A 23,588-nucleotide genomic window follows, 5' to 3' on the forward strand; every position below is an offset into this window, starting at 1 on the left:
AAAGCAGGAACCGAGTGAGCGTCACATTCGACTACACGGGCAAAGCCGTTCTCGTGACCGGCGCCGGAAGCGGCATGGGCCGAGACAGCGCCACGGCCTTTGCGGGGGCTGGTGCTCGCGTCGCCGTCCTGGACATCAATGCCCCCGCCGGGCGCGAGACCGTCGAGCAGATCGAGGCGGCCGGCGGCGAAGCGATCTTCGTCGAGGTCGACGTGGCCGACGACGTCGCCGTGCACCGCGCCGTCGACACGGTCGTCGACCGATTCGGTCGACTCGACGTCGCGCATAACAACGCCGGTGCCGAGGGTCAGCACGGGTACATGCTCGAACAGGATCCGGCCTCGTGGCGACGAACTCTCGACGTCAACCTCTCGTCGGTCTTCTACTGCATGCAGGCCGAGATCCCACACATGCTCGCCTCGGGTGGTGGCTCCATCATCAACACGGCCTCGGCGGCCGGATTGATCGGAGCGTACGGACTCACCCCGTACGTCGCGGCCAAGCACGGCGTCATCGGGCTCACCAAGGCGGCGGCGAACGAGTACTCCGAGCGGGGAATTCGCATCAACGCGTTGTGCCCCGGTCCGATCGAGACACCGTTCATCTCGTCCTTCCCCACCAGTTGGACGGACCGGCTACTGGGCGGTGTACCGATCAGACGGCTCGGCCGGACCGACGAGATCTCGCAGGCCGTGTTGTGGTTGGGATCGGAGGCATCGAGCTACGTCGTCGGGCACAGCCTCAGCGTCGACGGCGGTGTCACCATCGGCGGTGCCGAAACCCGCAACGACGATCTCGAGGGTCGGGTGTTGACGTGACCGCCTCCCCCACAATTGACGAACAACAGATGGAGAACCCTGTGACAATCACCGAACCCGCAAGCGCACAATCCGATTCGATCGACGGGGTCGCTCCCGGCACACCGATTCACCAAGTCCTGTTCACGCCCGACAGCCCGATCTTCGAAGGCGCGAACGTGTTCACCGACATCGGATTCGGGCTGGTACCAGCCGAGTACTCCACCACGCGTGAGGAATTCCTCGCCTCGCGCGACGCAGCGTCCATCGGCTTCGTGCTCAGCAACAGCCCTGTCTACGACGTCTCCGGCCCGGATGCCGCGACTTTCCTCAACTCGGTCTGTGTCAACAAGGACTTCGGCCTCCTCGAGCAGGGCTCGTCCAAGCACGTCGTCATCTGCAACGACGACGGCTACATGATTGCCGACGGCGTCCTGCTGAAGGTGGACGACAATCACTTCCGCACGTACTGGCTCGCCCCCGTGCTGGCGTTCTTCCTGGACAAGTCCGACCTCGACGTTCACGGCACGTGGGTTCAGGACGAGTACTTCTTCCAGATCGACGGGCCGAAGTCGAAGTCGATCATCGAGAAGGTCACGGGCGCCGATCTCAGCGACCTGAAGTTCGCGCAGAACAAGGTGATCACACTCGCGGGCGCCGATGCCACCGTGCACCGGCTCGGGATGTCCGGCGCCCTCGCCTACGAGATCCACGGGCCCTCCACCCACGCCCGCGAGGCCTACCGGCAGCTGCGCTCCGAGGTCGAGGCCGTCGGCGGCAAGCCACAGGGCTTCTGGAACTACTCCCTGGTCAACCACACCGTCGCCGGCTACCCGAACCAAGTCATTCACTTCATCGACCCGGTGAAGGACAGCTGGCCCGAGCTCACCGAGTACATCGCGCACATCATCCCGTTCGACATCGGTCTGCACGGCAGCGCCTCGGACGATCCGAAGAATGCGTGGGTCACCCCGTTCGACGTCCGCTGGGGTTACCTGGTCAACTTCGACCACGAGTTCCCGGGCAAGGCCGCACTGCAGAAGATCAAGGCGGAGGGCTCGAAGCGGACCACCGTCACCCTCGAGTGGAATGCCGACGACATCGGCGCGGTGTACGCGTCGCAGTTCCGCGGCGCGGACGCCGTCGTCTACGACCCCATGAGCAACGACCCGGTGATCTCCGTCGACGATTATCACAAGGGCCGCATGCGCATCGACTACGTCCTGAAGGACGGCAAGAAGGTGGGTCTCGCGACGGGCCGCACTCCCGCGTTCATCGAGAACACGATGATCTCACTCGCCTACCTCGACCGTGAACTCGCTGACGAGGGCACCGAGGTGACGGTCCTGTGGGGCGACGTGGGCCACCCCCAGATCGAGATCCGGGCAGTCGTCGCTCAGTTCCCTTATTACAAAGGCGAATTCAGAAACGAGAAGCTCGACGTGAGCGCCCTCTGATCACGGTCGTCGACCGGCGCGCACTCCCGGTCGACGACCGACACCATCCATCGAGGGCCAGGAAAGCGACACCATGACTCACGACTTCGTGTACGACGCGAACCCCATGCGGGTGCGTTTCGGGTCGGGCGCGCTGGCGTCTCTGCCCGAGGAACTCGACCTGCTCGGGCTGAACCGGGTGCTGATGCTCTGCTCACCCGGCCGCCGGGACACCGCGGATCGCATCGCCGGTCTGCTCGGAAACCGGTGCGTCGGAGTGCGCGCGGACGCGGTGATGCACGTTCCGGCGGACGTCGCCGAACGGGCCGCCGCCGCAGTCGAACAGACACCGGCGCACCGAACACCTGATCGACAGGGCGGCCATCGAACACCCTTTCAGGGGCGTGCGTGTGCCAGGGCGTCGTCGGCTCCCCCGCGCGTGTCGTCACGGTGCTCGGCCGACACTTTCTGGAACAGTGACATGTCCTTGGCGGCGAGGGCGTCGATGATCTGAGCGTGCTGCTCGACAGCGTGCCGTCGTCGCTCCGAGGACCCGTAGTTGCTGACGAAATATGCATCCGACAGAGTCCAGATGCGTTCGACCTCGGTGATCACCAGGTTGTGGGGCGACAAACTCCACACTGACCGATGAAACTCGTGATTGAGGTCGATGAACCCGATGACATCGCCGTCGTCGTCCTTGACTTCCATCTCGGCGTTGAGGCTGCGCAGGTGCTCGAGTGCGGATGCACCCGGCCAGTGAATGCTCGAGTTGAGTTCGGTCTCGAGGAGAGTGTGCAAGGTGTGCAACTGATTGAGCTCGAACGCTGTTCGCTTCGCCACGACGAAACCTTGGTTCGGGCGGTGCACCAGCAGCCCCTGGTTGGCCAGGACGAGAAATGCTTCGCGAATGGGGACGCGGCTGACGCCGAGTCGCTGTGACAGCTCTTCTTGGCGCAGCGCCTCACCAGGGACGAGCTCTCCGAGGAGGATCAGCTTGCGTAGTTGGGCGATGATTGCGGCGGTACCCAGCCGTGTCCGCAACGCCATCCCATCCTCCTCGCCCGAGGTCATCCGTTCCACGGTCCGAACCCGTCCCTGCAGGACGGGCGTGACCTGCAGCCTAATCGCAGATCACGCCCCTCGTCCGACAGGAGGTGCACTCCGCGCAGTTCAGACCTTCAGCCGTGGGAAGACGCGTCGCGCGTTCTCTTCGAACACTCTTCTGCGGTCGGTCTCGTCGAGAAAGTCGAAGCCCTCGATGACCGGCTTCAAATCGTCGAAAGGGCGTCCCGTTTCAGGATTCTCGGTCGAGCCGCTACCGGGACGTTCCGTTCCGAAGAGCACTCGGTCTGACCCGACAGTCTTGAGCAGCAGCTCGAGTGCAGGTGAGTAGTGCAGAACGGTGTCGAAATGGAAATGCTTCAGGTGGTCTTCGAAGCGTGGCGCGTGCGGGTCGCCGCCGAGTCCGGGATGAAGATGTTCAGCCTGCCATCGACCGAGCTGATACGGCACGGAGCCACCGCCGTGCGAGATCATCACGTTCAACGTCGGAAAGCGTTCGAACACCTTTCCCCGGATCATCGACAGAATCGCGACCGATTCCTCGGTGATGAAGTGTTCGCTGTAGGTCTCACGGCCGTTGTAACACCCGGCCGAGTGCACCTGCATCGGAACCTTCAGTTCAACGAGCTGCTCGAACAGCGGATACCAGTAGGGGTCGCCGAGGGCCGGCGCTGTGCCGGTGCCTTCGTGGGGATCCGGATTCACGGTCACCCCGACGAATCCGAGCTCCTCGACGGTACGGCGCAGTTCCGGGAATGCACGTTCGACCGGCTCGTCGGGTGTGATGGGCAGACCGGCCACACCAGCGAACCGCGTCGGGTGCATCTCCACGGTGCGCGCTATGACGTCGTTGTTCGCGCGGATCCACGCGTCCACCAGCCGTGCGGGTTTCATCGAATGACCCTGGTGATACGGGCGCGGGGACAGCAGTTGCACGTCGGTGCCGACAGCGTCCATGGTCTCGACGTTGCTGTGCGCACACGCGGCCAGTGAGTCGTCACTGATCTTGGGTTGCCCGATGTGATACCCACCGTCGGCCATCAGGTTCGCACGAAAGGCGTACAAACCGTCGGGTGCCACGATGTGGGCGTGTGAGTCGATGATCATCATGTTCCTCGTGTCTGGGGGTAGTTCGATCGTGTGGGTCACGCGGGGTGTCAGGCGTCGCCGACGTACGCGATGAGTTCGCACTGGATGAGCAGCGGGTCGGCAAGCGGGTACTCGAGGGTGTGCCGTGCCGGGCGGCTGACCTCGTCGGGGAACATCGCCACCCAGTGCGGATCGATGACCGCCCGTGCCGCCCGGTCTCGCACGAAGAACGTGAGCTTGGCGATGTCGTCCGTGGTGCCGCCCGCCTTGTCGAGAATGCGGCCGATGTTGGAGAAGATCAGCGCTACTTGTGCGTCCACGGTCTCGGGTACGGCTCCGCTGTCGGGGTCGAGTCCGTTGATTCCGCTCGAGGTCAACAACGGACCCACCAGCGAGGCCTGCGGGATGGGGGCTCTGCCGTGGTGGAGGCCGGGAATTTCGATCGATCGACGTGTCATCGGTCATCTCTCCGTGGTTGCGAGGTCGGCTGTGGTTGCGAGGTCGGCGAAGGTGGTGCGCAGGTCGCGCTTGAGAATCTTTCCGCTCGGGTTCTTCGGCAAGGAGTCGACGATCACGACGTGTTTGGGAATCTTGAAGCCCGCTAACCGCTTTGAGCAATGCGCGCGCACCGACTCCTCGTCCAGGACGGTTCCCGGCTTGGCAACGACCACCGCACAAACGGCCTCGACCCACTTCGGATGCGCGATCGCGAAGACGGCGACCTCGGCGACACCCGGATGGAGATAGATCGCTTCCTCGACCTCGCGGCTGGCGACGTTCTCCCCGCCGGATTTGATCATGTCCTTCTTACGGTCGACGATGCTCAACCTGCCGTCGGCGTCGAAGTAGCCCAGATCACCTGAGTGAAACCAGCCGCCGCGGAACGCTTCCGAGGTGCGCGCCGGATCACGCCAGTAGCCGAGGGTGGCTTGTGGACTGCGGTGAGCGACCTCCCCGATCTCTCCGACCGGAAGAACGGTGTTGTTCTCGTCCACGACGACGGTCTCGACGTTGAGCACCGGGCGGCCGGCGGAACCCGGATGACTCACCTGATCGTCGGGACCGAGGATCGTTGCGACCGGGGCCAATTCGGTCTGTCCGTAGAAGTTCCACAGCCGCACGTCTGGTAAGCGCTCGAGAATCTCTCGCAGCACTTCGGCGGGCATCGCGGATGCGCCGTAGTACCCCTTGCGAAGAGACGACAGGTCCGTTCGATCGAAGTTCGGAGATCGCAGCAGCGAGATCCACACCGTCGGTGGTGCGAAGAACTTGGTGACACCATGGGTCTCGATCGCCGCCAGGATCTTGTCGGGGTCGGGCGCGGGAAGGATGATGCTCGTGGCTCCGAGGTAGATGTCGGGGCCGAGGAAGCAATCGAGTTGCGCGCAGTGATACAGCGGCAAGGTGTGCAGATCGACGTCCTCGCTCGCCATTCCGCCGTCGATGATGCAACTGGTGTACTGCGCTATCAGCGCGCGGTTGGACAACAGTGCGCCCTTGGGACGCGACTCGGTACCCGATGTGTACATGATCCGTACCGGATCATCGTCTCCGACAACCACATCGGGAGCGACGTCGCCTACCCTGAGCCAGGACTCGAATGGCTCCCAGCCGGTGTGGTCGTCGGTGGCTCCGATGACTGCCCTCGCCGCCAGAGGCCGATCGTAGACGGCGAGTGCTCGCTCGGCAGCCGGTACGAACGCCGGTTCGGTGACCATGACTGCGATCTCGCTGTTGCCGAGGATGAACGCGATCTCGTCTGCGGTGAGCATGAAATTGATCGGGACGAGGATGACACCCAGCCGCGCTGTGGCGTAGGTGAGCACGACGAACTGCCAATTGTTGCGCGAAAGAATCGCAACTCGATCGCCGCGGCGGACACCACGGGCATGGAGTGCCCCGGCGACCACATCGACCGAGGTGTCGAGTTCGCGGTAGTCGATGACGCGATCGCCGCTGACGAGTGCCGTCTTGGTCGGGACTCGCCTCGCGGTGCGGTGCAGGACGTCTGCCACCGAATGTCGACGGGCGGAGATCACGTCATCGATCACAGGGACCGAGTGGTTCATGCCAGCGCTCCTTCCGTGCGTGTGAGTGTGTGCAGCGCAGCAGCAAGGTCGGATCCCGGTTCGGACGGCAGTGTCATCGCCCGCCATGCAACATGGCGGTCGGGACGAACGAGAATTGCACCGCCGGAATCCACTTCGCGTAGTCGTGTCCAACTTCCCGGCTGCTCGTCCGAGCCGTCTCCGCCGATGGCGACGACCTCGACGGGCAAGTGTCGTGCGGCGACGGCATCGGTCCAGATCTGTGCGGTCCGAGGATCGACGAGCAGGGTGAACCGCCGGCGATCTATCAGATCGAGAGTCGACCCGGCCGACGCGCTCTGGTCGATCCGTGCGTGCGGCAGATGGTGGCCCGGCCGGCTGGTCGGAATGTAGTCCCGTAACGGGTTGCTCGGGACCGGTGGGGCGCTGCCGTCGGGGACGACAGCGCCTTCCGAATAGTGAAAGCCCAGTTCGACATTGAGCTGGCCGTAATCGTCTGCGTTGGAGGCCACCGCATCGGCGACATCGGCGCGGCGCCGCTCCCCTTCGGCACCCGGTGCGAGCCACGCGTCGATGGCGGCCCAGCCCTCGTCGGTCGAGATGCCCGCACTCAATCCCAGTGCTGCTGCGACGCGTCGATGACCGCCGACGTTCTCCAGCGAATGACGGACGTTGAACAGGCCGACCGGGCGGCGCTCTGCGTCGTAGGTGTCCAGCAGTTCGTCGCCGGCGTGACCGCGCAGTACCTGATACAACTTCCAGACCAGATTGTCGACGTCTTGCACCGCGGTATTGAGTCCGAGCCCACCGGTCGGCGGATGGCGGTGGGCCGCATTGCCCACCAGGAACACGTCGCCGACACGGTACTGCGCGGCAGTCACTCCTTCGAACTCCCAATGGCTGATGGCGTGGACATCGAAGCGCAGATCCGGGATACCCAGCATGTCCCGAACGCGAGCGACGAGGGTGTCGGTGTCCTTGGCTGCGGGGTCTCCCCAGGAGAACGCCTGGTGGAATGCCCACTCGCGAGATTCTGTCCCCCACGTGTCGGGCCCCATGGCGCAGATGCTCCCTCGAAAGGAACCCGAACCACTGGGATCGACGAAGTAGTAGAGCAGTACCTGGTCGTCGACGGCCCATGAGGACAGGTCTGCGGTGACGTGCATGCTGACCATGTCCAGAAGCTGTGTCGGCCCTTCCATCGACACGCCGAGCAGCGTCGAGCACACTCGCCCACCGTCGGCGGCGATGACGTAACGAGCTCGCACCGTGTGCGTGGAACCCGAAGCCATCTCGACTATGTCGAGCTCGACATAGCCATCGCGTTGCCGGAGGTCACGCACCTCGTGTCCGTAGTGGATCTTGCCCGCGCAGTGCAGGTCTGCGTGTGTGCGGAGCAGCGGGTCGAGGCGCATCTGCGGAACGTTGGCGTATCGATTGGGGCTGGCTGCTGCATACCGCTCGCGGTCCGCGCCCCCTCCCCAGGCGTCGATGTGGCCAATTTCCTTGCCTTGTCCCGGTCGGTCGCCGGCGAGCGAGGTGTACCAGCCGACACGGTGCCATCGGTCCTCGGGCGGTGACAGGGCGTACACGTCGTCCGCCACCCCCATCGCGTCGAAGATCTCCATCGTGCGCTGGTTGAGCAGGTGTGCTCGCGGAAGGTGCGACGTGGTGGCACGTCGCTCGTAGACGGTGACGTCGATTCCCAGTTGCGCGAGTTGGATCGCGGCCGTCAACCCCGCAGGGCCACCGCCCACGATCACGACATCGGCGATGTCGGCGAGAGCCATGCCGGTCAGCCTTTCCGTCGGGTCTGCAGAGTGTGGTATCCGTGCGCGCGGCGCGCGTCGGTCAGCGACTGTCCTGATCGGACGGCGCGTCGAATGACGTCCTCGGTGTCGCGAATTCCGGACGCGAGGTCGATGACCTCGCCGACCCGGCCGAGCGGGATGGAGACGACCCCGTCGGCGTCGCCGACGAGCCAGTCCCCTTGTTCGACCCGTACCCCGCCGACGGACACCGGCACGTTGTAGCCGTCCACCCGTACGCGGTCCTTGCCGGTTCGCATCCACCGCGAACGGCTGAACACCGGGTAGTTCAGCTCTACTGCGCAATCGGAGTCACGGCACACTCCGTCGATGACGGTCCCGGACACACCGCGATGAGATGCGGTCGCGGTGAGGAGATCACCCCACACTGTCGTGTCGAGGCGCCCCGCGTTGTCCAGGACGACAACGGTGCCGGGGTCGAGGTCGTCGATGTAGTCACCGACTGTTCCGCCATCGTCCCCCACCGGGACATAGCGAACGGTGAAGGCCCGACCGACGAGACGAACCGTGCGATCGAGGGGGAGCAGCCCCGCGCACTGTCCGGCGAGGCCGAGTTTGTCCAGTGCGTCGCTGAGGTGACTCGTGTCGAGCGCGGACAGGTCTTCGGTGATCTGCGCATGGTCGGTCATCGGCTTGCCTCTCGATCGAGCATGGTTTCGTAGTCGGCGCTCATGACAGTCGCCATCGATTCGCCCTCTCGGACACGGGCGAGCATGAGGGCCTCCTTGGCGGCGATCCTCTCGGCAATGGCGAGTACCTCGTCGATACGATCGCGCGGAACGAAGACCACTCCGCTGCCGTCGGCAAGTACGTAATCGCCCGGTTCGACTCGGACGCCGGCGATCTCGACCGGCACATCCCACGCTCGTTCGACGATGCGTGTGCGTGCGGTGACGGGTACCGACGTCGCCGCGTACACGGTCAGTCCGAACTGGCGGGCCTCATCGAGGTCCCGTACTGCACCGTCGACGATCACGCCTTCGCTACCGCGAGCGACGGCTCCGGCGGACAGCACGCCGCCCCAACCCGCGACGTGTGAGCGTCCGTGATGCGCGACCACGATGATCGTGTCCGGTCCGGAGGCATCTACTGCGGCGGTGCACAGATGCCTCGGCGCGGCGCCGGCACCCTCTGCTTCGACGAGATCGACAGTCACGGCGCGTCCCGCGATCCGACGCTCACCGGACACCGCATGCAGACCCAGTGCCGCACCCGGTAGTCGTAGCGCGTCGAGCGCGTCCGAGACCGCACAGGTGTCGAGCGCGGCAAGCCGTCCGCACTCGCTCATGTCCAGAGCCCGAACGCGAGACCGATACCGGTGCCGGCGGGACTACGCCATGCCGGGATGTATTCGCTCCAGCGGTGGTCGAGATCTTGTGCTGCGCCGGCAGCGGCGATCCAGTTGCGAACCTCGGACGTACCGGAGTTCAGCTGCTCGACAGGCAGAGCGCGCAGAGTAGCTTCGTCGTGGTCGATCATGGCGTCGAGGATGCGACGGTCGAGCTCGTCGTCGACCACGAAGTGGCTCAACCCGCCCGAGGCGACGACGGCGACTCGAAGATCACCGGGCAGAGAGTCGACCGCACCGGCCAGAGCACGGCCGAGGTCGTAGCACCGGCCTGGGGTCGGCTGATTGGGCGGGAAGTATGTGTTGATCAGTACCGGCACCATCGGAATGGTGACGTTCTTCAGCATCTTGCCCACCACCCACGCGAAGGCGTGGCCGAAGCCACCTTCGGTCTCGGTTTCCGAGCTCGACGCAATGTCGAAATCGCGGGAGATCAACTCCTCGATGACGTGGAGCGCGGCCGTCGGATGTGCAGGGTATATCTCGCCGTCCATGCCGAGGTTGCGCTGAACCTGGCTCAGCAGAGCGTTTCCCATCTCGATCGGCTTGTGCGTCTCGATCTTCTCGCCGTGATAAACCGCGATCGCAGGCTGGTTTCGGGCCGTGAACAGTTCCTCCTGATCATCGCCGATGACGATGAGCAGGTCGGGCTCGAGCGCGATCAGGTCCTTGCGAAGGCGGTCCACACAGGCCGATGCTGCGTCGTACTTCGCGTTCCAGGTCTGGAGGGACAGTTCGTCGTCGTATCGGCCGTCAGCCGCGGCGACGAGTTCCTCGAAGGTGCGAACAGCTCCCCGGCGGTCGTACAGGTCGTACTCGCCTGCCGCGTCGTTCTCGGCACGCAGATTCCACATGCGCTCTGGCTCCATGCCGAGCATCGGGCTGTGAGAAGTGCCGACGACGGCCACGATTCGACTCATCGTGCATCGACCTCGTTTCTGACTGTTGTAGCGTGAAACATGAACACGGAAAACCTCTTTCGTGAGTGAGACACTCGGCGTCGGTGCACCGACCACCGGCGGGGAGGGGATGTCAGCGGGGCAAGGAGTACAGGTCGAGGGTGGAGGCGCCGGATCGAATCTCGGCGATGATCGCGGCCTCCTTCTCCTCACGCTCCCGCGAGGCTTTCTGCACCTCGGGCCACTGATCCCGAGGGATGACCACGACACCGTCGACATCACCGATGATGACGTCGCCGCGCGCAATTCGGCAGGCGCCCAGTCGAATCGGGCCACCCAACCTGCCCGGTGCATCAGGATCCTTGATGGTGCCGTTGATGCAGATCGACGAGGAGAAGACGGGAAAGCCGACGTGCGCGAGAGCGCCCACGTCTCGGACACCTCCATCGAGAACCAGTCCGCCCAAGCCGCGGGCGCGCGCGGCTTCGCTGAGGATCTCGCCCCAGTAGCCGTACTCCGCGCCGGCGGTCGTCTGAACCACCAGCACGTCTCCCGGAGACGCTTCGGCGACAGCGCGGTGCAGCCACAGGTTGTCCCCCACCGGACACAGCACCGGGTAGGCGGGGCCGTAGATCTCCGCACCGTCGTAGGCGGGCCGAATCCGGGCCGGAAGCGCGCCGATCCGGCCGGCCGCCTCGTGCGCCGTGGCAGCGGAGAAGCGTTCGGTCGGGGTCGCGCCGGTGGCTGGTGTGCGTTCGGCAGCTGTCACAACCATCGATGTGTCTCTCTTTCGTGGGCGTCGATCACAGACGACCGATCGTGTGATCTGAACCATACGCTGCATTCAAGATTGAATGCAATAGCTCTGAGCTGCAGTTATTTAGAAGACAAGGTCGGCATAACTGTCTATTGCATTCAATATTGCATGTGATGTACGTTGCTCGCAGCCGACAAATGTGAGTCACATCACGCGTCGAGTAGCGGCTGCAACGCCGACCCAGATCTTCGGAAGGACTGCCCGTGAGCACCCTCGGACCAGATCGATCACCCTCGTACGTCCGCCGCGTCGCACTGTCCAGCTACCTCGGGACGACGATCGAGTACTACGACTTTCTCCTCTACGGCACCGCCGCTGCCCTCGTGTTCAATCGAGTCTTCTTCTCGAACCTGAGCCCGGTCGTCGGCACTCTCGTCGCTCTGGCGACATTGGCCGCCGGCTACGCGGCCCGGTTCGTCGGCGCCATTGTCTTCGGGCACTTCGGAGACCGCTTCGGCCGAAAGAACGTGATGGTGGCGACCATGGTCACCATGGGAATCACCAGTGGTGCGATCGGCCTGCTACCGACCTACGACCGCATAGGCGCGGCGGCACCGCTGCTGCTCGTCATGTTGCGCCTGGTGCAGGGCTTCGCGGTCGGCGGCGAGTACGGCGGCGCGGTCCTGATGGTGTCCGAGCATGCGAGTACTGAAAAGCGAGGCCTTGCAAGCAGTTCTGCCGCAATGGGAGCCCCTACCGGATCGGTCCTCGCCACCGGAGCCATGCTGTGGGTTGCCTCGCTGCCCGAGGATCAGATGCTCAGCTGGGGCTGGCGGGTACCCTTCTTGTGCAGCTTCGGCCTGCTCGCTCTGGGCATGTACTTCAGGGCTCGCATCTCCGAGAGCCCGGTCTTCGAGGACAACCGCTCGGCCACGAAGGCTCCCGCACAGGGAACCCCGATCCTGGCCTTGACCCGTTCCGAGCCGGCCACGCTGCTGAAGTCGATCCTGTTTCAGATCGGACCCTATTGCGGGATGGGCGTTTTCGCGATCTTCTTTCTCTCGTACACGCCGACGATCGGGCACTCACGCTCCGCTGCTCTGACCGCAGTACTCCTGGGCACCCTGTCGAGCATCGTCATGACGCCGGTCTATGCCGCGCTCTCCGACAAGATAGGACGTCGCCCGGTCATCATCGCCGGGATCACTGCAACCGCAGTCCTGGCCTTCCCCATCTTCCACCTCGTCAACACGGGTAGCACCGCGACGATGGTCATCACCGTGTCGCTCTATCTCGGATTCGTGATGACGTCGGTCAACGGGGTCGCACCGGTGATGCTCACCGAATTGTTCCCGACCGAGGTTCGGTACACCGCAGTATCCACCAGTTACCAACTCGCGCAGACCATCGGTTCCGGATTCTCCCCGCTCATCGCCACAACGCTGCTCGCAGCCGCGGGCGGCGGCACGAACACCTGGCCGATAGCGTTGTTCCTGGTGGTGATCTCGGTAGCGAGTGCATGGGCCGCCCTGTCGTTGCCCGAGCGCTCCGGCCGTGACCTCGACGCTGTCCGGGCGCCGCGCCCGGCCGCGACATCGAACAGAACAGTCGCGACGGCCGTCGATCACTCACGCGGTTGACCATCGCAGCTGTCGCGACGTGATGTCGCAAGCCTTGCACCGCAACCATCCCCTCGCCCCTAGGAAAAGGACTGTCATGACGCACGATCAGAAGAATCCGACCGTAGTTCTCGTTCACGGCGCGTGGCACGGCGCGTGGGTGTGGGACGACCTCCGAGCCGAGATGACCGACCACACTGTCGACGCTGTCGAACTCCCCTCGTCCGGACACGACCCTGCGAAACTCGGGTCGTTCGACGACGACGTCGACGCCATTCGCTCGATGGTCCGATCGATCACCGAACCGGTGGTCGTGGTCGCCCACTCGTACGGAGGACTACCGACAACCCAGGCGTTGTGCGGCTTGGACAACGTCATCGGGGTGGTCTACATCGCTGCATGGGTGCTGGACGTAGGCCAGTCCGTGGCAGACCTCGCCGGGGAACACGGGCTTCCGGATTGGTGGGATGTCCACCCCAGCGAGGGGTACATGGATGCACTCCACCCGGAGGAGGTCTTCTACCACGACCTCCCCCCGGAGCGGGCTGCAGAACACAGTGGGCGACTGACCCACCAGAGTCTCGATTCGGCCGCACACCCCCTACGGGATGCCATCTGGAAGTCAGTCCCCACGAGTTACATTCTCTGCGAACAGGACCGTGCGCTGCCCCCCTCGATTCAACAGTCGATGAGTGAGCACACCACCAAGACGACCAGATTCGACGCCGGACACAATCCGTTCCTCTCGCGCCCCGCTGCGGTGGCCGCACAGATCCGACAGGACATCGCTGTATTCCTGACACAGTCTGTCCTCGCGCCCTGACGGCAGTGCCGGTCCACCGAAACGGGCAGCACGGCGTCGCTGCCGGCCGGACGTCACACGAAAGGCGACGCCTGTTGCCGAATCTCTCATCGCACGATCCAGGTCTTTCGACTTGATCGCTCCACATGTCTTCGAACACCAGGGGAATCCGACATGGACCTGAAACTCCAGAGCAACGTGACCGCGCAGTCGCCCTATGTCGTGAGCGAAAAAACAACGGTCGCACGGAATGTCGTCGCCCTGACGCTCCGCCACGCTTCCGGACAACGACTGCCGGACTGGACGCCTGGCTCGCATATCGACCTGATATTGCCGAACGGAATGACCCGTCAGTATTCGTTGTGCGGAGATCGGTGGGACCCTTACAGCTATCGCGTGGCAGTTCTGCGAGATAGCGAGGGACGCGGCGGATCCGCTCTGATCCACGACCACGTGAAAGTGGGAGACCATATCGGCATCGGAGGACCGCGGAACAACTTTCCGATGGTGCCCTCACAGAAATATGCGTTCATCGCCGGAGGCATCGGCATCACGCCACTTCTGCCGATGATCCGGCAAGCGCAGGTACTCGGCGCGGAGTGGCGACTGCTCTACGGTGGGCGCACTCGCCGAGCGATGGCGTACCTGGACGACATCTCTCATATGGGTGGCGATGTCACGATCGTCCCGGAGGATCGCGGTGGCCTGCTCCCTCTGGCCGAGTGGATATCGGAGAAAGCCGGTTTCGACACGAAGTTGTACGCATGTGGGCCGGGCCGACTCCTCGATGCGGTGGAAGCACTCTGCACCGGCAGGCCGCTCGGTACGCTCCGCACCGAGCGCTTCGTCCCGAGAGAACGCAGCGCCCCGGTCCGCAGTGCGCCCTTCGACGTCGAACTCGCCCGTTCAGGCCGAACCGTGACGGTCCGGCCCGGTAGCAGCATCCTCGACGCCGTCCGCGCGTGCGGGGTGAACGTTCTCTCCTCGTGTCGCGAAGGAACCTGTGGTACGTGCCAGGTGACTGTCCTCGCGGGACGTCCCGACCACCGAGACTCGATTCTCGATGACGACGAACACCGTTCTCAGACTTCGATGTTCGTGTGCGTCTCCAGTTCCTGTTCCGACAAGCTCGTGCTGGACCTCTGAGACAACAGCAGAAAGGACGTGACCGTATGTCTACATCCTCCCGAGCGCCGGTGAGCGACGCAGACCCGTACGACCTCGAGATCCTGGCCGATCCGTCCACATTCCATCGCCATCTGCGAGAGACCGGCCCGGTCGTCTATCTCGAGCGCTACGGTGTCTATGCAATGGGTCGATTCGACCACGTGAGTGCAGCACTCACGGACTGGCAGTCGTACCAGTCGTCAGCCGGCGTCGGCATTGCGAACTTCCGTTTCGAGAAGCCCATCCGACCGCCGAGCCCCCTTCTCGAGGCAGACCCGCCTCGCCACGATGCGCCCCGCCTGGTGCTGTCGAAGATTCTCGGAACACCTGCCGTCCAGCAACTTCGAGCAAGCTGGTCGATCGCCGCCGAGAGCTTGGTGGACGAACTACTCTCGGACTCCACGGAATTCGACGGAATCGATGCTCTTTCGAACGCGCTGCCACTGAAAATTTTTGCCGACGAGATCGGCATACCAGATACAGGTCGTGAACATCTCCTGCCGCTGGGCGACTTCGTGTTCAACTCCGTTGGACCTCTCGACAGCGCGCTGATGAAAGCCAGTGCACAGAAGGTCCACGAGGCTGGGTCCGTGGAGTGGACGATGGCTCACTGCCGACGCGAGAACCTCACAGACAACGGTTTCGGCGCGCAGGTGTGGTCCGCTGCCGACCGCGGGGACATCACCGAACAGCAGGCGCCGATCCTTGTACGGTCCCTGCTGTCAGCTGGGTTCGACACCACGGCGAGTGGTCTGGCGGCAGTTCTGTACGCCCTCGCATCACATCCTGAGCAATGGATGCGTCTGCGCGACGACCCCACTCGAGCACGCACGGCGTTCGATGAAGCAATCAGATGGGATTCTCCTGTTCAAACCTTCCATCGAACGGCGACGCGCGACATGTCGATCGACGGCACAGATGTGCCGGACGGAGCCAAAGTCTTACTGTCTCTGGGTGCAGCGAACCACGATCCCCGTCGGTGGGATTCGCCCGACAGCTACGATCTGACCCGAGATCCTTCAGGACATGTCGGTTTCGGGATGGGAATCCATCGATGCGTCGGGCAACATGTCGCCCGACTGGAAGCCGAAGTCCTTCTGACAGCCTTGGCCGCGAGGATCTCCACGATCAGCCTTGCGGGCGAAACCGAGCGACATCTCAACAACACGATGCGATCCTGGAAATCCCTGCCGCTGCGCGTGTCACTGAGATAGGGACCAGCTCATCGGCGCCTTCGCCACCGGCGCATTCGCATTGTCCACCAGCACCATCTGGTCGTTCGCCGACACCATGGGCGGATGGCGCCGTTCTTGCGGCGACGATCCTGTCGGAGGTGGCGCTCATCCTCTGGCTCGTCATCTCCCGAGCCCCGAACGCAGGACACGCACATCTTCGGCCGCGGCGACGACCTTCTCGGCCACGACACCGTCTTCGGTCTGAAGGACTCCCTGGTCAAGGACTTCGTCGAACAACCCGTCGGCACAACGACTCCCGACGGCGAGACCTCGCCGAGGCCACCGCAACGGTGCAGCCGTGCCGGGCGGCGAGGATCCCGATGGCGATGTTCACCGCCTCGCTGTCCTGGTGTCGCCGGACGAGCGTGTCGGCGGCCACGGTGCCCTGCCGAGCATCCGAGCGAGTCGGTCGATCATGGAGTGGGTGACGTGGTCGTCCCCGAGAGTCTGTGCGGTGACCTCGTCCGGCGGTAGAGCTGCGGCGCCCAACGAGGCACGTTTGTCGCCATTCTCGCCAGTGACACAAAATCTGCTGTTGCACAACGGTTTTCAGACACCCGATCAACTATGCCGTGGCGAATGATTGCCAATGGTCACAGCAACGACCACCCACATGGCTCGGCCCGGTGACTGTCGGTTGATCCAGGCTCCGGCAATCGAACGTCGCACGTCCACTGACGTCCGCACACGTCCACGCCCTTGGCAACCGGACGTGAAGCGAGTGGTTCCCGTCCACAGAGGTCCCCGGAGGTCCGCAGACCGTCGCCGACTCGACTACGCAGAAGTCCACCCACAGCCACACACGTCCACCCGAGTCCATCGAACGAGTTACGGATGAGTTGTGACAACTCGTGACACCGAGCCGAGTTTCGAGAGAATTCGCAGGTGACCGGACGCCCGTGGACCGTGGCGGACCTGCACGGACGTATCGGGGGAAGTCGCGAAACGAGAGGTCAGATCAGGCTACTTCGAAGCATTCGTGCTGGTCAGAGGCATTTCTAGAGCCTCCTTTCGGGATTGAACCGAAGACCGCTCGCTTACAAGGCTATGCAGACCCGTTCACGCGGGTTCACCTGAACCCACCACAAGGCGCCTGAGCAGGCGTTTTCGTCCGTGGACGTTCGTATCGATTCACCCCCGTTCGTACCGACTTGTGACACTCTCGTGACACCGAGACTCGAACGCCACACACACATCTGGTTGTACCCCTATGTATTGCAACGCCTTTCACTCAATAAGACAAAGGTCAGGTATGTGGGACTTCGGCAATCTGATAATCGCCCGACCGGCAGGCCAAAGTAGAGGGTCCGGTACGAAGGCGCCGACCCGGCCGGTTAAACAACGGACCAGATAGCAGGAATACCCAGGCCTGCCATCTGCGTGAGGCCGATTCGGCCCGAGGAGGTGGTACAGATAGTTACATGAACGACGCCGACTTCGATGGGGCAGTTCAGGCAGAGCTAGCTCACGTCGACAAGATCAACACGTTTCTGGAAGTGAATCCGGCTCGGCACGCTGCCGCTGGAAGCGATCTGGCGGCGGATGAGGACCGATTCCCCCACATCTGGGCAGCGAGCGTTGCCCGGCGGAGCCTCAAGCACGCTTGTGAGTGCATCCAAGCCAGTGCGGCGTTGATGCTCAACTCGAATTGGCTGTTTCCACAGTTCGCGCTGTTGCGCGCGGCCTACGAATCCGCCGGATCCGCAGTGTGGTTGCTGGAACCGAACGACCCCGAATTACGACTGGCCCGTCTTCTGTGGCAGCACGACGAATCGTGGAGGTTCTCGGCCAGAGCATTCGAGGGAACCCCTCTCGACGACGATGGCGAGCATCAGGAGAGGCGTGAGTGGGCCCAAAATATCGCTGCAGAACTCAACATCGACTTGAAGAAGGGTAAATCCGGCGGATTCGAGAATCTAATCAGGTCGATTGAAGACCTGCCCGGCGAACCGGAATCGATGCTTACCGCTTGGCGCGTGAGTTCGGGTGTCAGCCACGCGAAGACGTGGGCCATGAAGACGGTGACTATCGAGGTGGAGAGCACCGAACTCTACGAGCACGGCGTCATGAGCGGACGCGTAGCAAACTTGGAGCTATTCTTGACCTTCATTGGCGTGGCTCGCCGCGTGGTGCTGCGCGGGTGGGATTTATACGAGATTCGAACCTCGCCACGACCGCATCCGATGAGCCCCGGCTCCTGAAGCAAGTTCAGGCCTAGCCCTCGCCCCAGATGTGATCGAGCCAAGTTCGCCGCCAATCTCGGAACTCACGCTCCCACGTGTCGTTGTGTTGTTCATGCGCAGCGAGCAGTTCGTCTACCTGCGCTCCCCCGAAATGATGAATAGAGTTATGTCCGAGCATCAATGAGACCGTTCTGGGGAAGTCGATTCCGCGGCCGACCAGCAACTCAGCGATGAACGCGATGAGGCCGTCGGTCGCGCGGCGCGCATTGTCGGCGGCTGTGCCGTCCGCGCCCTCCCCAGCATGAACAATCCGGTGACGCGGCTTCGCCACGTGTTGCATCCAATCCCTTAAGGGCACCGACGTGTTCAAGCTCCAGTTTCCGCCGAGCAGGGGCGCGAACCTGGTTTTCGCACGCTTAACTACTGAGTTGCTCCAACCCTCGGCAGCTTCGGAAGGAGACTGCCCGGACTCCCACAACAATGCAGACAGCAAACTATCGAGACACACTTCGCACGCGGTAGCGAAAGCGACGATCGCTCCTGCGTGGTCTCCCAGCTCGACGCGGGCACCAGCGCGCCCGATGTGATCTCTCACGACGACGGCCGGCCTCATAACTGTGAGCTGGTGCATCGCGTGGCCGATTAGCTCGACGGCCTCCTCGGGAAGGTGCTCACCCGACACCAACGCCTCCATATGGTGCTGCAGCATCACAACGGCACCGTCTCCCCAGACGACCGCGCACTCCGGCTGCCCGTTTCCTGCGAGGGTGGGAACAATCGGAGAAAGTTGCCTGTATGTCAGGTCCTGTAACGGTATGCCCGTGGTAAGACGCACACATCGCACAGCGTCAGCGATTATGCGGTGCGCGAGGGTCATGACGTCCAGCAGTCCATCCACTTGCTGCCTCGACGCCTCACAATCAAGCACTGGGACTACGCATACCGCGACGCTCGTGGCTTCCGGGATCTGGGGAGAAGCGTCTCCGATGGCGTCCTTCCGCTCGTGTCGGACGAACAAGTCAAGAGCGTCCGACGCCGCAAAGGTGAGTTCGACTGCACGGTGGACGGGCCTGTCGACCCTTCTCCAGCCGACCTGGACGTCGAGGGGCAAGGCCATCCATCGATCGTCGTACGTGTCGGGTCCGAAGCCGTGGGTCGCTAGGAATTCTTCATCAACCCGCATCATCGTGACTGTCTCCAAATAGACGTACTCCGGAAGTGCAAACGAAAGGGCGATGTAATGCGTCGTTGTCACGGCAGACATCGCCGAATCCTCTCATCCGTTTGGGGCCGACGTCCTCGCCCGATCAATCTGCCCTGCCCGAGCATCCTCCACCTGGGTGGCCATCTTGCGGCGAGCCTTCAGGCTGATCGCAAGTGACGAAATCTGTCACTCTGAGACAGGACGGAGTATCCGATCAGATACCTACTGCGGCGGAGATTGGGAGTGGAACCTTTCGAGTGGTGTGGGTGGGGGACGGTCAGGATCGGAGTGCGCGGCGTGCGTTACGGCGGTTATAGCGGGCGCTGGCGCGTTTGACGGTGCGGCGGATCTTCGGTGCGCCCTGCTTGTGGACGAGGATGTCGACTTCGTCGGCAGTGGAGCTGTGCTGTGCGCACATGACTGGTGCTTCCCTTCGGGACTCGTGTGGCTCGGGTCCTTGCCCTCCCCACGTTCTTTCGCCGTCATCTGGCGTGGCGAAGAGGAGGCGGTGCACGGGAACGGCATCCTGCACCCGGAACGAAAATTTTTGAGCCGGAGACGGTTTGAGAAGTTTTGGACCCCGCAGGAGCAGGAGCGCAGTGGAGGTCGGGTGTGGGTAAGACGGGCACGGGTGACGCAAAATCGGAGTAGCCAGATGTGCCGAAAGATCGACACCCTTCAGCGATGCGGAGCGCAGCGAAACTCCATTCAGGCGGACGCCCGCAGGGTGGCCCGGCGCCCGGCCGGTCACGGCCGGCTTGCGACCGAAGACCGACGCCCACTCCCCGAGCTGCCACCTTCCACCCGAACACGCTTGTGGCTGACTATGCGGGAGCGATGGAAACCGACCAGGTCCCGCGGGCCGCGGTAGCGCTGGTCGAACGTAGTTGAAGCGTTCGCGGCCACTTGATAGCACGCAGTGCTTTCTAGGAAATTAGTTCTTCTCGCACGTCATGCGCTTGGAAGTGTGCGGATGCAGGGCATCGACCAGGATTACGGACGCCACGTTGGGGCACCGGAGCGCTTCGTGAATTCTGCGTCGATGTGCGTTATCTGCGGCGAGTTTTGCAATCCGAACACTATGGTGGCCGCGAGCCAACAGCCATCTATGTCGGACCGGTTCAGGATGAGATCCTGGCGCCATTGCCCATTTCGGGCTATAAAAAAGATGCGCCAATACAATGAATCCGGCAACTCAACGGGTGTCGCGTAGTACTCGGCAGGACCGACTATGTTCTCCCATTTTTGCTGGTAGAGATTCGTACCCGTGCCGGCGTCCATGTCCACTATGCGCATGCTCACGTCGTACAACGGGTGGGCGCCGTGCTTGATGAAAACCACCTGCTGTGCAACTGCTCGCGTCATATCAAAGTGGTAGAGCATGAACTGACCAATGGGGTCGCCACCCGTTTGAGCGCCGATGATCCGGTCAGCTTCGTTCTCGTCTTCCAAGTAGAACTGTCGCCGCACAGTGCCCATGACCGGGCGATCGAGGATGGTCTGGCAGCGTTCGAGGTGATACAGGTCGACTAGGCAACCCGATGGGGCCAACGCCTCTAGCTCATCGCGCTGAGAGAGGGAAAGCGCCTGATTGGTAACAAATGCAATACCGTCGGCGCTGTTATTGGAGACACCCTTGACGTCCCCGAGGAACTTGGTTCTTAATTGCTTGAAGCTGACCCGGTCGAGCGGGAAGTAGACGGCCATGACCCATTTCTTGCCGTCCCTGTTCGCGATTCCGTCCTTACCGCCGTCGGGCCCGCCGAGTGGGTGCGATGGGTCGAGATCGGTGTAGTCGCTGGCGAACAATATCTGTGCGGCGAGGCGTTCGGCGAGCGTGCTGCCGTGTGTCCAGTCGCGGAGTCGGTGCCACGTCTCATCGGGCCGTTTGGGGGCCACAGCGGTTCCTCCGATGCTGAGTCGCGTACTTCGGCCTTCCACATTGTCACAAGCTCCGTGGATCGCGACGGGCGCACTACGGGAGCAGATGCCGCCCCGCAGCCTCCGAAGTGCGTGGTCGCCGACCATCGAGAACTACCGCCCTCTATGAGCGCCACACACCGACGACCCGGAAACTGATCGTGCTAAAAGACTTTCAGACCACAGTCGCGCAGCCCTGTTCTTCACGCTCCACGCCACTGACGGCCGCCTCCTCGCCGGCGGCGCCGCACTGCTCGCCCAACAACTCACCACCCGCCCCACCCACGACCTCGGCTTCTTCACCGCCCGCGGCGGAAACATCTTCACCGACGCCCGAGACCAGTTCGAAGATGCCGCGGACACCCGCGGCTGGACCGACCGCATCCACGACACCGACACTGTGTGCCGACTGCTCCGTCAAGGTCCACTCACGGCATACCGACCAAGCGAAGAGGCACCGATCCGAAGACCGGCGCCCCTTCCCATGCAGCTACGGGCTACCGCTTTTTGCCCGCGTCGTCGCGCTTTTCACGCCAACGACCGTTGTTGTTGCGGTCCCGTTCCTGAGTACCGCCACCCTTCTTCGGAACCTGGGGCGGCTTCTGTTTCGACCCGGCCACGATTACTTGACCCTGGGTCGAAGCGGCTTGACCCGAGGAACCGTGGGAACCTTGGGCACCTGAGGAACACTTGGAACCCGAGGAACCCGAGGAACCGACGGAACGCGGGGCACCGACGGGATACGCGGAACCTGCGGAACTCGGGGAATCGATGGCACCCTCGGCGCCGTAGGAACCCGAGGGAGGGTCGGGATACGAGGAACGCGGAACACGGGAGAAGTCATCGTCGTCATCCCTTCACGTTGGAAGGATCGTTAGCGGGCTTGATCGTGTCCTTGGCCCGCACCTGACCTCCGGTGCCGTGAATGTTGAGTTCCGCTCCCTGAGGGTTGTTATGCCCCAGTTCGCGACCACGGGCGATGGCTTCCCTCTGTGTGCCAGTAAGGGCACTTGCACGGGAGTTGCCCTCGACCTGCACTGCCCACTCGGTGCCACGGGGCACCACATGGATATTCTTCTTGCCACTCATCGCTGAGCCCTTCTACCAACCGCACTGTGGGAAGTCACACGATTTCCGCAATTCTTTGCGAAGCTCGTTGGTAGGGCACTAGGTTCGACTGAGAACCTCGCCAAGAGTTCAGCCGACTAGCTCCGCACCAGTCCATCCCATCGGACTTGTGCCGGGGCTGTTGGTGTCTGTAACACTACAACTAGTGTCCGACATCGCAAGGCAACACCACAGTTTGTATGACACAAGCGTAATGACACCGATGGAATCCCTGGTCGGAGGCTTGAGCGGCGAGACTCTTCGGCGTGTCGCCTTGACTTATCGGGACGCAGTCGAGGCGGAAGCAGCTCGTTATCTGCCGCCAGCAGCTTTCGTAACATTTGAGCGTTAGTCGCAGAGCAACTCTCGCCCACTCGTTATCGCGACGAATCGACGCGTTCAAGACCTCGTGGAGCACGCGGTTCAGCTCGTGGCGTCTACACGCACGCCGGGAACCGGTGTTATCGCACGCTCGGGGGAATGAGATCCTGCGCCTGGGTCCGTCCGTTTTTATCTAGCACTTGCAGCTCCCCACCTCCGTGGCGGGCGATGATTGCGCGAGCCCGGTCGACTGCTTCAACCTGGGTCGAGACAACCGAGGTGGCCCGACGAGCGCCGACCCTTCGGACCTCCCACCTACCATCGGTGCGTTCTTGAACCACCTCACGACTGCTCGGGTCGACGGGACGTCGACCGTGTACCTTCTGCGACTCGTCGATCTGAGCCTGTTCGTTCTCGGGGGCTGGAAGTTCTGAAGGACCTGTAGCTTCTCTCAGACGCTCCGTCGAGTGAGCATCCTCGATTAGCGCGGCGCCGAGAAACTGCAAGACCGCTGCCCGAACTACGTCGGCCTCGTTACCGCCGAACTCCGAGACCGCACGCTCCTTGATGCGGCTGCGTACCGGGCCAGGAAAACGAACGGACATGCTTGGACTCACGCCATTGCGTGCTTCGTCGGCGCGCGGCCTGCCCATCCGCACCTCCACGGACAACACTTCACTGATGGTCAATGGCTCTGACTCGTAACTGTCGGCCATCGACTCATAATCGGCATCACTCAATCGGGGCACTGTAATAACCTCC

General features: G+C 63.0%; 23 protein-coding genes and 2 pseudogenes. 8 read left to right on the forward strand and 17 right to left on the reverse strand.

Going from position 1 to position 23,588, the window contains the following annotated elements:
* Positions 1-14 precede the first annotated feature (14 nt).
* Together AC59JP_RS10060 and AC59JP_RS10065 are read left to right on the forward strand one after the other, a co-directional pair.
* Positions 15-818: an SDR family NAD(P)-dependent oxidoreductase gene (locus AC59JP_RS10060; protein WP_188547891.1), complete on the forward strand. Its 804-nt coding sequence runs from the start codon at positions 15-17 to the stop codon at positions 816-818.
* Positions 819-859: 41 nt separating this feature from the next.
* Positions 860-2,254, forward strand: a complete 1,395-nt coding sequence (locus AC59JP_RS10065; protein ID WP_497325608.1) for a hypothetical protein — start codon at positions 860-862, stop codon at positions 2,252-2,254.
* Between the two features lie 193 nt (positions 2,255-2,447).
* Here the strand turns inward: AC59JP_RS10065 and AC59JP_RS10070 are convergent, their stop codons facing one another.
* From AC59JP_RS10070 to AC59JP_RS10120, 11 genes and pseudogenes are all read right to left on the reverse strand, one after another.
* A complete protein-coding gene (locus AC59JP_RS10070) occupies positions 2,448-2,618 on the reverse strand; it encodes a hypothetical protein (RefSeq protein WP_442978708.1) in 171 nt (56 codons plus the stop codon).
* 11 nt (positions 2,619-2,629) lie between these two features.
* Entirely contained in the window at positions 2,630-3,307 is a 678-nt protein-coding gene (locus AC59JP_RS10075) for a GntR family transcriptional regulator (RefSeq protein WP_188547898.1), read from the reverse strand.
* Positions 3,308-3,406: 99 nt separating this feature from the next.
* The gene (locus AC59JP_RS10080) at positions 3,407-4,408 is read right to left on the reverse strand and encodes an amidohydrolase family protein (RefSeq protein WP_497325609.1); all 1,002 of its coding nucleotides are present in this window, start codon (positions 4,406-4,408) and stop codon (positions 3,407-3,409) included.
* A gap of 47 nt (positions 4,409-4,455) precedes the next feature.
* Positions 4,456-4,845, reverse strand: a complete 390-nt coding sequence (locus AC59JP_RS10085) for a RidA family protein (protein WP_188547900.1) — start codon at positions 4,843-4,845, stop codon at positions 4,456-4,458.
* Positions 4,846-4,848: 3 nt separating this feature from the next.
* Positions 4,849-6,456, reverse strand: a complete 1,608-nt coding sequence (locus AC59JP_RS10090; RefSeq protein ID WP_497325610.1) for a fatty acyl-CoA synthetase — start codon at positions 6,454-6,456, stop codon at positions 4,849-4,851.
* Positions 6,453-6,947, reverse strand: a complete 495-nt coding sequence (locus AC59JP_RS10095; RefSeq protein WP_497325751.1) for an aromatic-ring hydroxylase C-terminal domain-containing protein — start codon at positions 6,945-6,947, stop codon at positions 6,453-6,455. Before AC59JP_RS10095 ends, AC59JP_RS10090 begins: the two co-directional genes overlap by 4 nt.
* 177 nt (positions 6,948-7,124) lie before the next feature.
* Positions 7,125-8,225 (reverse strand): annotated as a pseudogene (locus AC59JP_RS10100) (FAD-dependent oxidoreductase); the annotation flags it as partial.
* Positions 8,226-8,230: 5 nt separating this feature from the next.
* Entirely contained in the window at positions 8,231-8,893 is a 663-nt protein-coding gene (locus AC59JP_RS10105; RefSeq protein ID WP_188547906.1) for an RraA family protein, read from the reverse strand.
* On the reverse strand, positions 8,890-9,552 hold the full coding sequence (locus AC59JP_RS10110; RefSeq protein WP_188547908.1) for an RraA family protein: 663 nt from the start codon (positions 9,550-9,552) through the stop codon (positions 8,890-8,892). The genes AC59JP_RS10105 and AC59JP_RS10110 overlap by 4 nt, the downstream gene beginning before the upstream one ends.
* Positions 9,549-10,532: a DODA-type extradiol aromatic ring-opening family dioxygenase gene (locus AC59JP_RS10115; protein WP_188547910.1), complete on the reverse strand. Its 984-nt coding sequence runs from the start codon at positions 10,530-10,532 to the stop codon at positions 9,549-9,551. The genes AC59JP_RS10110 and AC59JP_RS10115 overlap by 4 nt, the downstream gene beginning before the upstream one ends.
* 112 nt (positions 10,533-10,644) lie before the next feature.
* Positions 10,645-11,286, reverse strand: a complete 642-nt coding sequence (locus tag AC59JP_RS10120) for a 4-carboxy-4-hydroxy-2-oxoadipate aldolase/oxaloacetate decarboxylase (RefSeq protein ID WP_497325611.1) — start codon at positions 11,284-11,286, stop codon at positions 10,645-10,647.
* A gap of 245 nt (positions 11,287-11,531) precedes the next feature.
* Here AC59JP_RS10120 and AC59JP_RS10125 point away from each other — a divergent pair, with 245 nt between their 5' ends.
* The 6 genes and pseudogenes from AC59JP_RS10125 to AC59JP_RS10150 all read left to right on the forward strand — a co-directional run bounded on the left by AC59JP_RS10125 (position 11,532) and on the right by AC59JP_RS10150 (position 18,292).
* Positions 11,532-12,908 carry an MFS transporter gene (locus tag AC59JP_RS10125; protein ID WP_497325612.1) on the forward strand — a complete coding sequence of 459 codons (1,377 nt, stop codon included), beginning with the start codon at positions 11,532-11,534 and terminating at the stop codon, positions 12,906-12,908.
* Between the two features lie 76 nt (positions 12,909-12,984).
* Positions 12,985-13,710, forward strand: coding sequence for an alpha/beta hydrolase (locus tag AC59JP_RS10130; RefSeq protein ID WP_497325613.1), 726 nt, complete (start codon positions 12,985-12,987; stop codon positions 13,708-13,710).
* Positions 13,711-13,863: 153 nt separating this feature from the next.
* Positions 13,864-14,835, forward strand: coding sequence for a PDR/VanB family oxidoreductase (locus AC59JP_RS10135; protein ID WP_497325614.1), 972 nt, complete (start codon positions 13,864-13,866; stop codon positions 14,833-14,835).
* Positions 14,836-14,861: 26 nt separating this feature from the next.
* Positions 14,862-16,070 (forward strand): cytochrome P450, encoded by a 1,209-nt coding sequence (locus tag AC59JP_RS10140; protein ID WP_497325615.1) that lies wholly within the window; start codon positions 14,862-14,864, stop codon positions 16,068-16,070.
* A 7-nt stretch (positions 16,071-16,077) separates the two neighbouring features.
* Positions 16,078-16,294: pseudogene (locus AC59JP_RS10145) on the forward strand (hypothetical protein); the annotation flags it as partial.
* 1,218 nt (positions 16,295-17,512) lie between these two features.
* Positions 17,513-18,292 (forward strand): hypothetical protein, encoded by a 780-nt coding sequence (locus AC59JP_RS10150; RefSeq protein WP_497325616.1) that lies wholly within the window; start codon positions 17,513-17,515, stop codon positions 18,290-18,292.
* Positions 18,293-18,305: 13 nt separating this feature from the next.
* Here the strand turns inward: AC59JP_RS10150 and AC59JP_RS10155 are convergent, their stop codons facing one another.
* The 6 genes from AC59JP_RS10155 to AC59JP_RS10180 all read right to left on the reverse strand — a co-directional run bounded on the left by AC59JP_RS10155 (position 18,306) and on the right by AC59JP_RS10180 (position 23,566).
* Positions 18,306-19,538 carry a hypothetical protein gene (locus AC59JP_RS10155; RefSeq protein WP_497325617.1) on the reverse strand — a complete coding sequence of 411 codons (1,233 nt, stop codon included), beginning with the start codon at positions 19,536-19,538 and terminating at the stop codon, positions 18,306-18,308.
* Positions 19,539-19,755: 217 nt separating this feature from the next.
* Complete coding sequence (locus AC59JP_RS10160) at positions 19,756-19,896, reverse strand: hypothetical protein (protein WP_497325618.1); 141 nt, start codon at positions 19,894-19,896, stop codon at positions 19,756-19,758.
* Between the two features lie 575 nt (positions 19,897-20,471).
* Positions 20,472-21,377 carry a hypothetical protein gene (locus tag AC59JP_RS10165; protein WP_497325619.1) on the reverse strand — a complete coding sequence of 302 codons (906 nt, stop codon included), beginning with the start codon at positions 21,375-21,377 and terminating at the stop codon, positions 20,472-20,474.
* Between the two features lie 196 nt (positions 21,378-21,573).
* The gene (locus tag AC59JP_RS10170) at positions 21,574-21,819 is read right to left on the reverse strand and encodes a hypothetical protein (protein WP_497325620.1); all 246 of its coding nucleotides are present in this window, start codon (positions 21,817-21,819) and stop codon (positions 21,574-21,576) included.
* 428 nt (positions 21,820-22,247) lie between these two features.
* On the reverse strand, positions 22,248-22,487 hold the full coding sequence (locus tag AC59JP_RS10175) for a DUF2188 domain-containing protein (RefSeq protein WP_497325621.1): 240 nt from the start codon (positions 22,485-22,487) through the stop codon (positions 22,248-22,250).
* 479 nt (positions 22,488-22,966) lie between these two features.
* A complete protein-coding gene (locus tag AC59JP_RS10180) occupies positions 22,967-23,566 on the reverse strand; it encodes a DUF2188 domain-containing protein (RefSeq protein ID WP_497325622.1) in 600 nt (199 codons plus the stop codon).
* Between the last annotated feature and the right edge of the window lie 22 nt (positions 23,567-23,588).

This window comes from Rhodococcus sp. 320_ES (assembly GCF_059691855.1).

Coding starts and splice junctions, on each gene's coding strand:
- AC59JP_RS10080 (WP_497325609.1), bottom strand. CDS start 4,408: ATGATGATCATCGACTCACACGCCCACATCGTGGCACCCGACGGTTTG.
- AC59JP_RS10075 (WP_188547898.1), bottom strand. CDS start 3,307: ATGACCTCGGGCGAGGAGGATGGGATGGCGTTGCGGACACGGCTGGGT.
- AC59JP_RS10175 (WP_497325621.1), bottom strand. CDS start 22,487: ATGAGTGGCAAGAAGAATATCCATGTGGTGCCCCGTGGCACCGAGTGG.
- AC59JP_RS10150 (WP_497325616.1), top strand. CDS start 17,513: ATGAACGACGCCGACTTCGATGGGGCAGTTCAGGCAGAGCTAGCTCAC.
- AC59JP_RS10120 (WP_497325611.1), bottom strand. CDS start 11,286: ATGGTTGTGACAGCTGCCGAACGCACACCAGCCACCGGCGCGACCCCG.
- AC59JP_RS10135 (WP_497325614.1), top strand. CDS start 13,864: ATGGACCTGAAACTCCAGAGCAACGTGACCGCGCAGTCGCCCTATGTC.
- AC59JP_RS10105 (WP_188547906.1), bottom strand. CDS start 8,893: ATGACCGACCATGCGCAGATCACCGAAGACCTGTCCGCGCTCGACACG.
- AC59JP_RS10070 (WP_442978708.1), bottom strand. CDS start 2,618: ATGGCCGCCCTGTCGATCAGGTGTTCGGTGCGCCGGTGTCTGTTCGAC.
- AC59JP_RS10130 (WP_497325613.1), top strand. CDS start 12,985: ATGACGCACGATCAGAAGAATCCGACCGTAGTTCTCGTTCACGGCGCG.
- AC59JP_RS10110 (WP_188547908.1), bottom strand. CDS start 9,552: ATGAGCGAGTGCGGACGGCTTGCCGCGCTCGACACCTGTGCGGTCTCG.
- AC59JP_RS10115 (WP_188547910.1), bottom strand. CDS start 10,532: ATGAGTCGAATCGTGGCCGTCGTCGGCACTTCTCACAGCCCGATGCTC.
- AC59JP_RS10140 (WP_497325615.1), top strand. CDS start 14,862: ATGTCTACATCCTCCCGAGCGCCGGTGAGCGACGCAGACCCGTACGAC.
- AC59JP_RS10155 (WP_497325617.1), bottom strand. CDS start 19,538: ATGTCTGCCGTGACAACGACGCATTACATCGCCCTTTCGTTTGCACTT.
- AC59JP_RS10160 (WP_497325618.1), bottom strand. CDS start 19,896: ATGTGCGCACAGCACAGCTCCACTGCCGACGAAGTCGACATCCTCGTC.
- AC59JP_RS10085 (WP_188547900.1), bottom strand. CDS start 4,845: ATGACACGTCGATCGATCGAAATTCCCGGCCTCCACCACGGCAGAGCC.
- AC59JP_RS10090 (WP_497325610.1), bottom strand. CDS start 6,456: ATGAACCACTCGGTCCCTGTGATCGATGACGTGATCTCCGCCCGTCGA.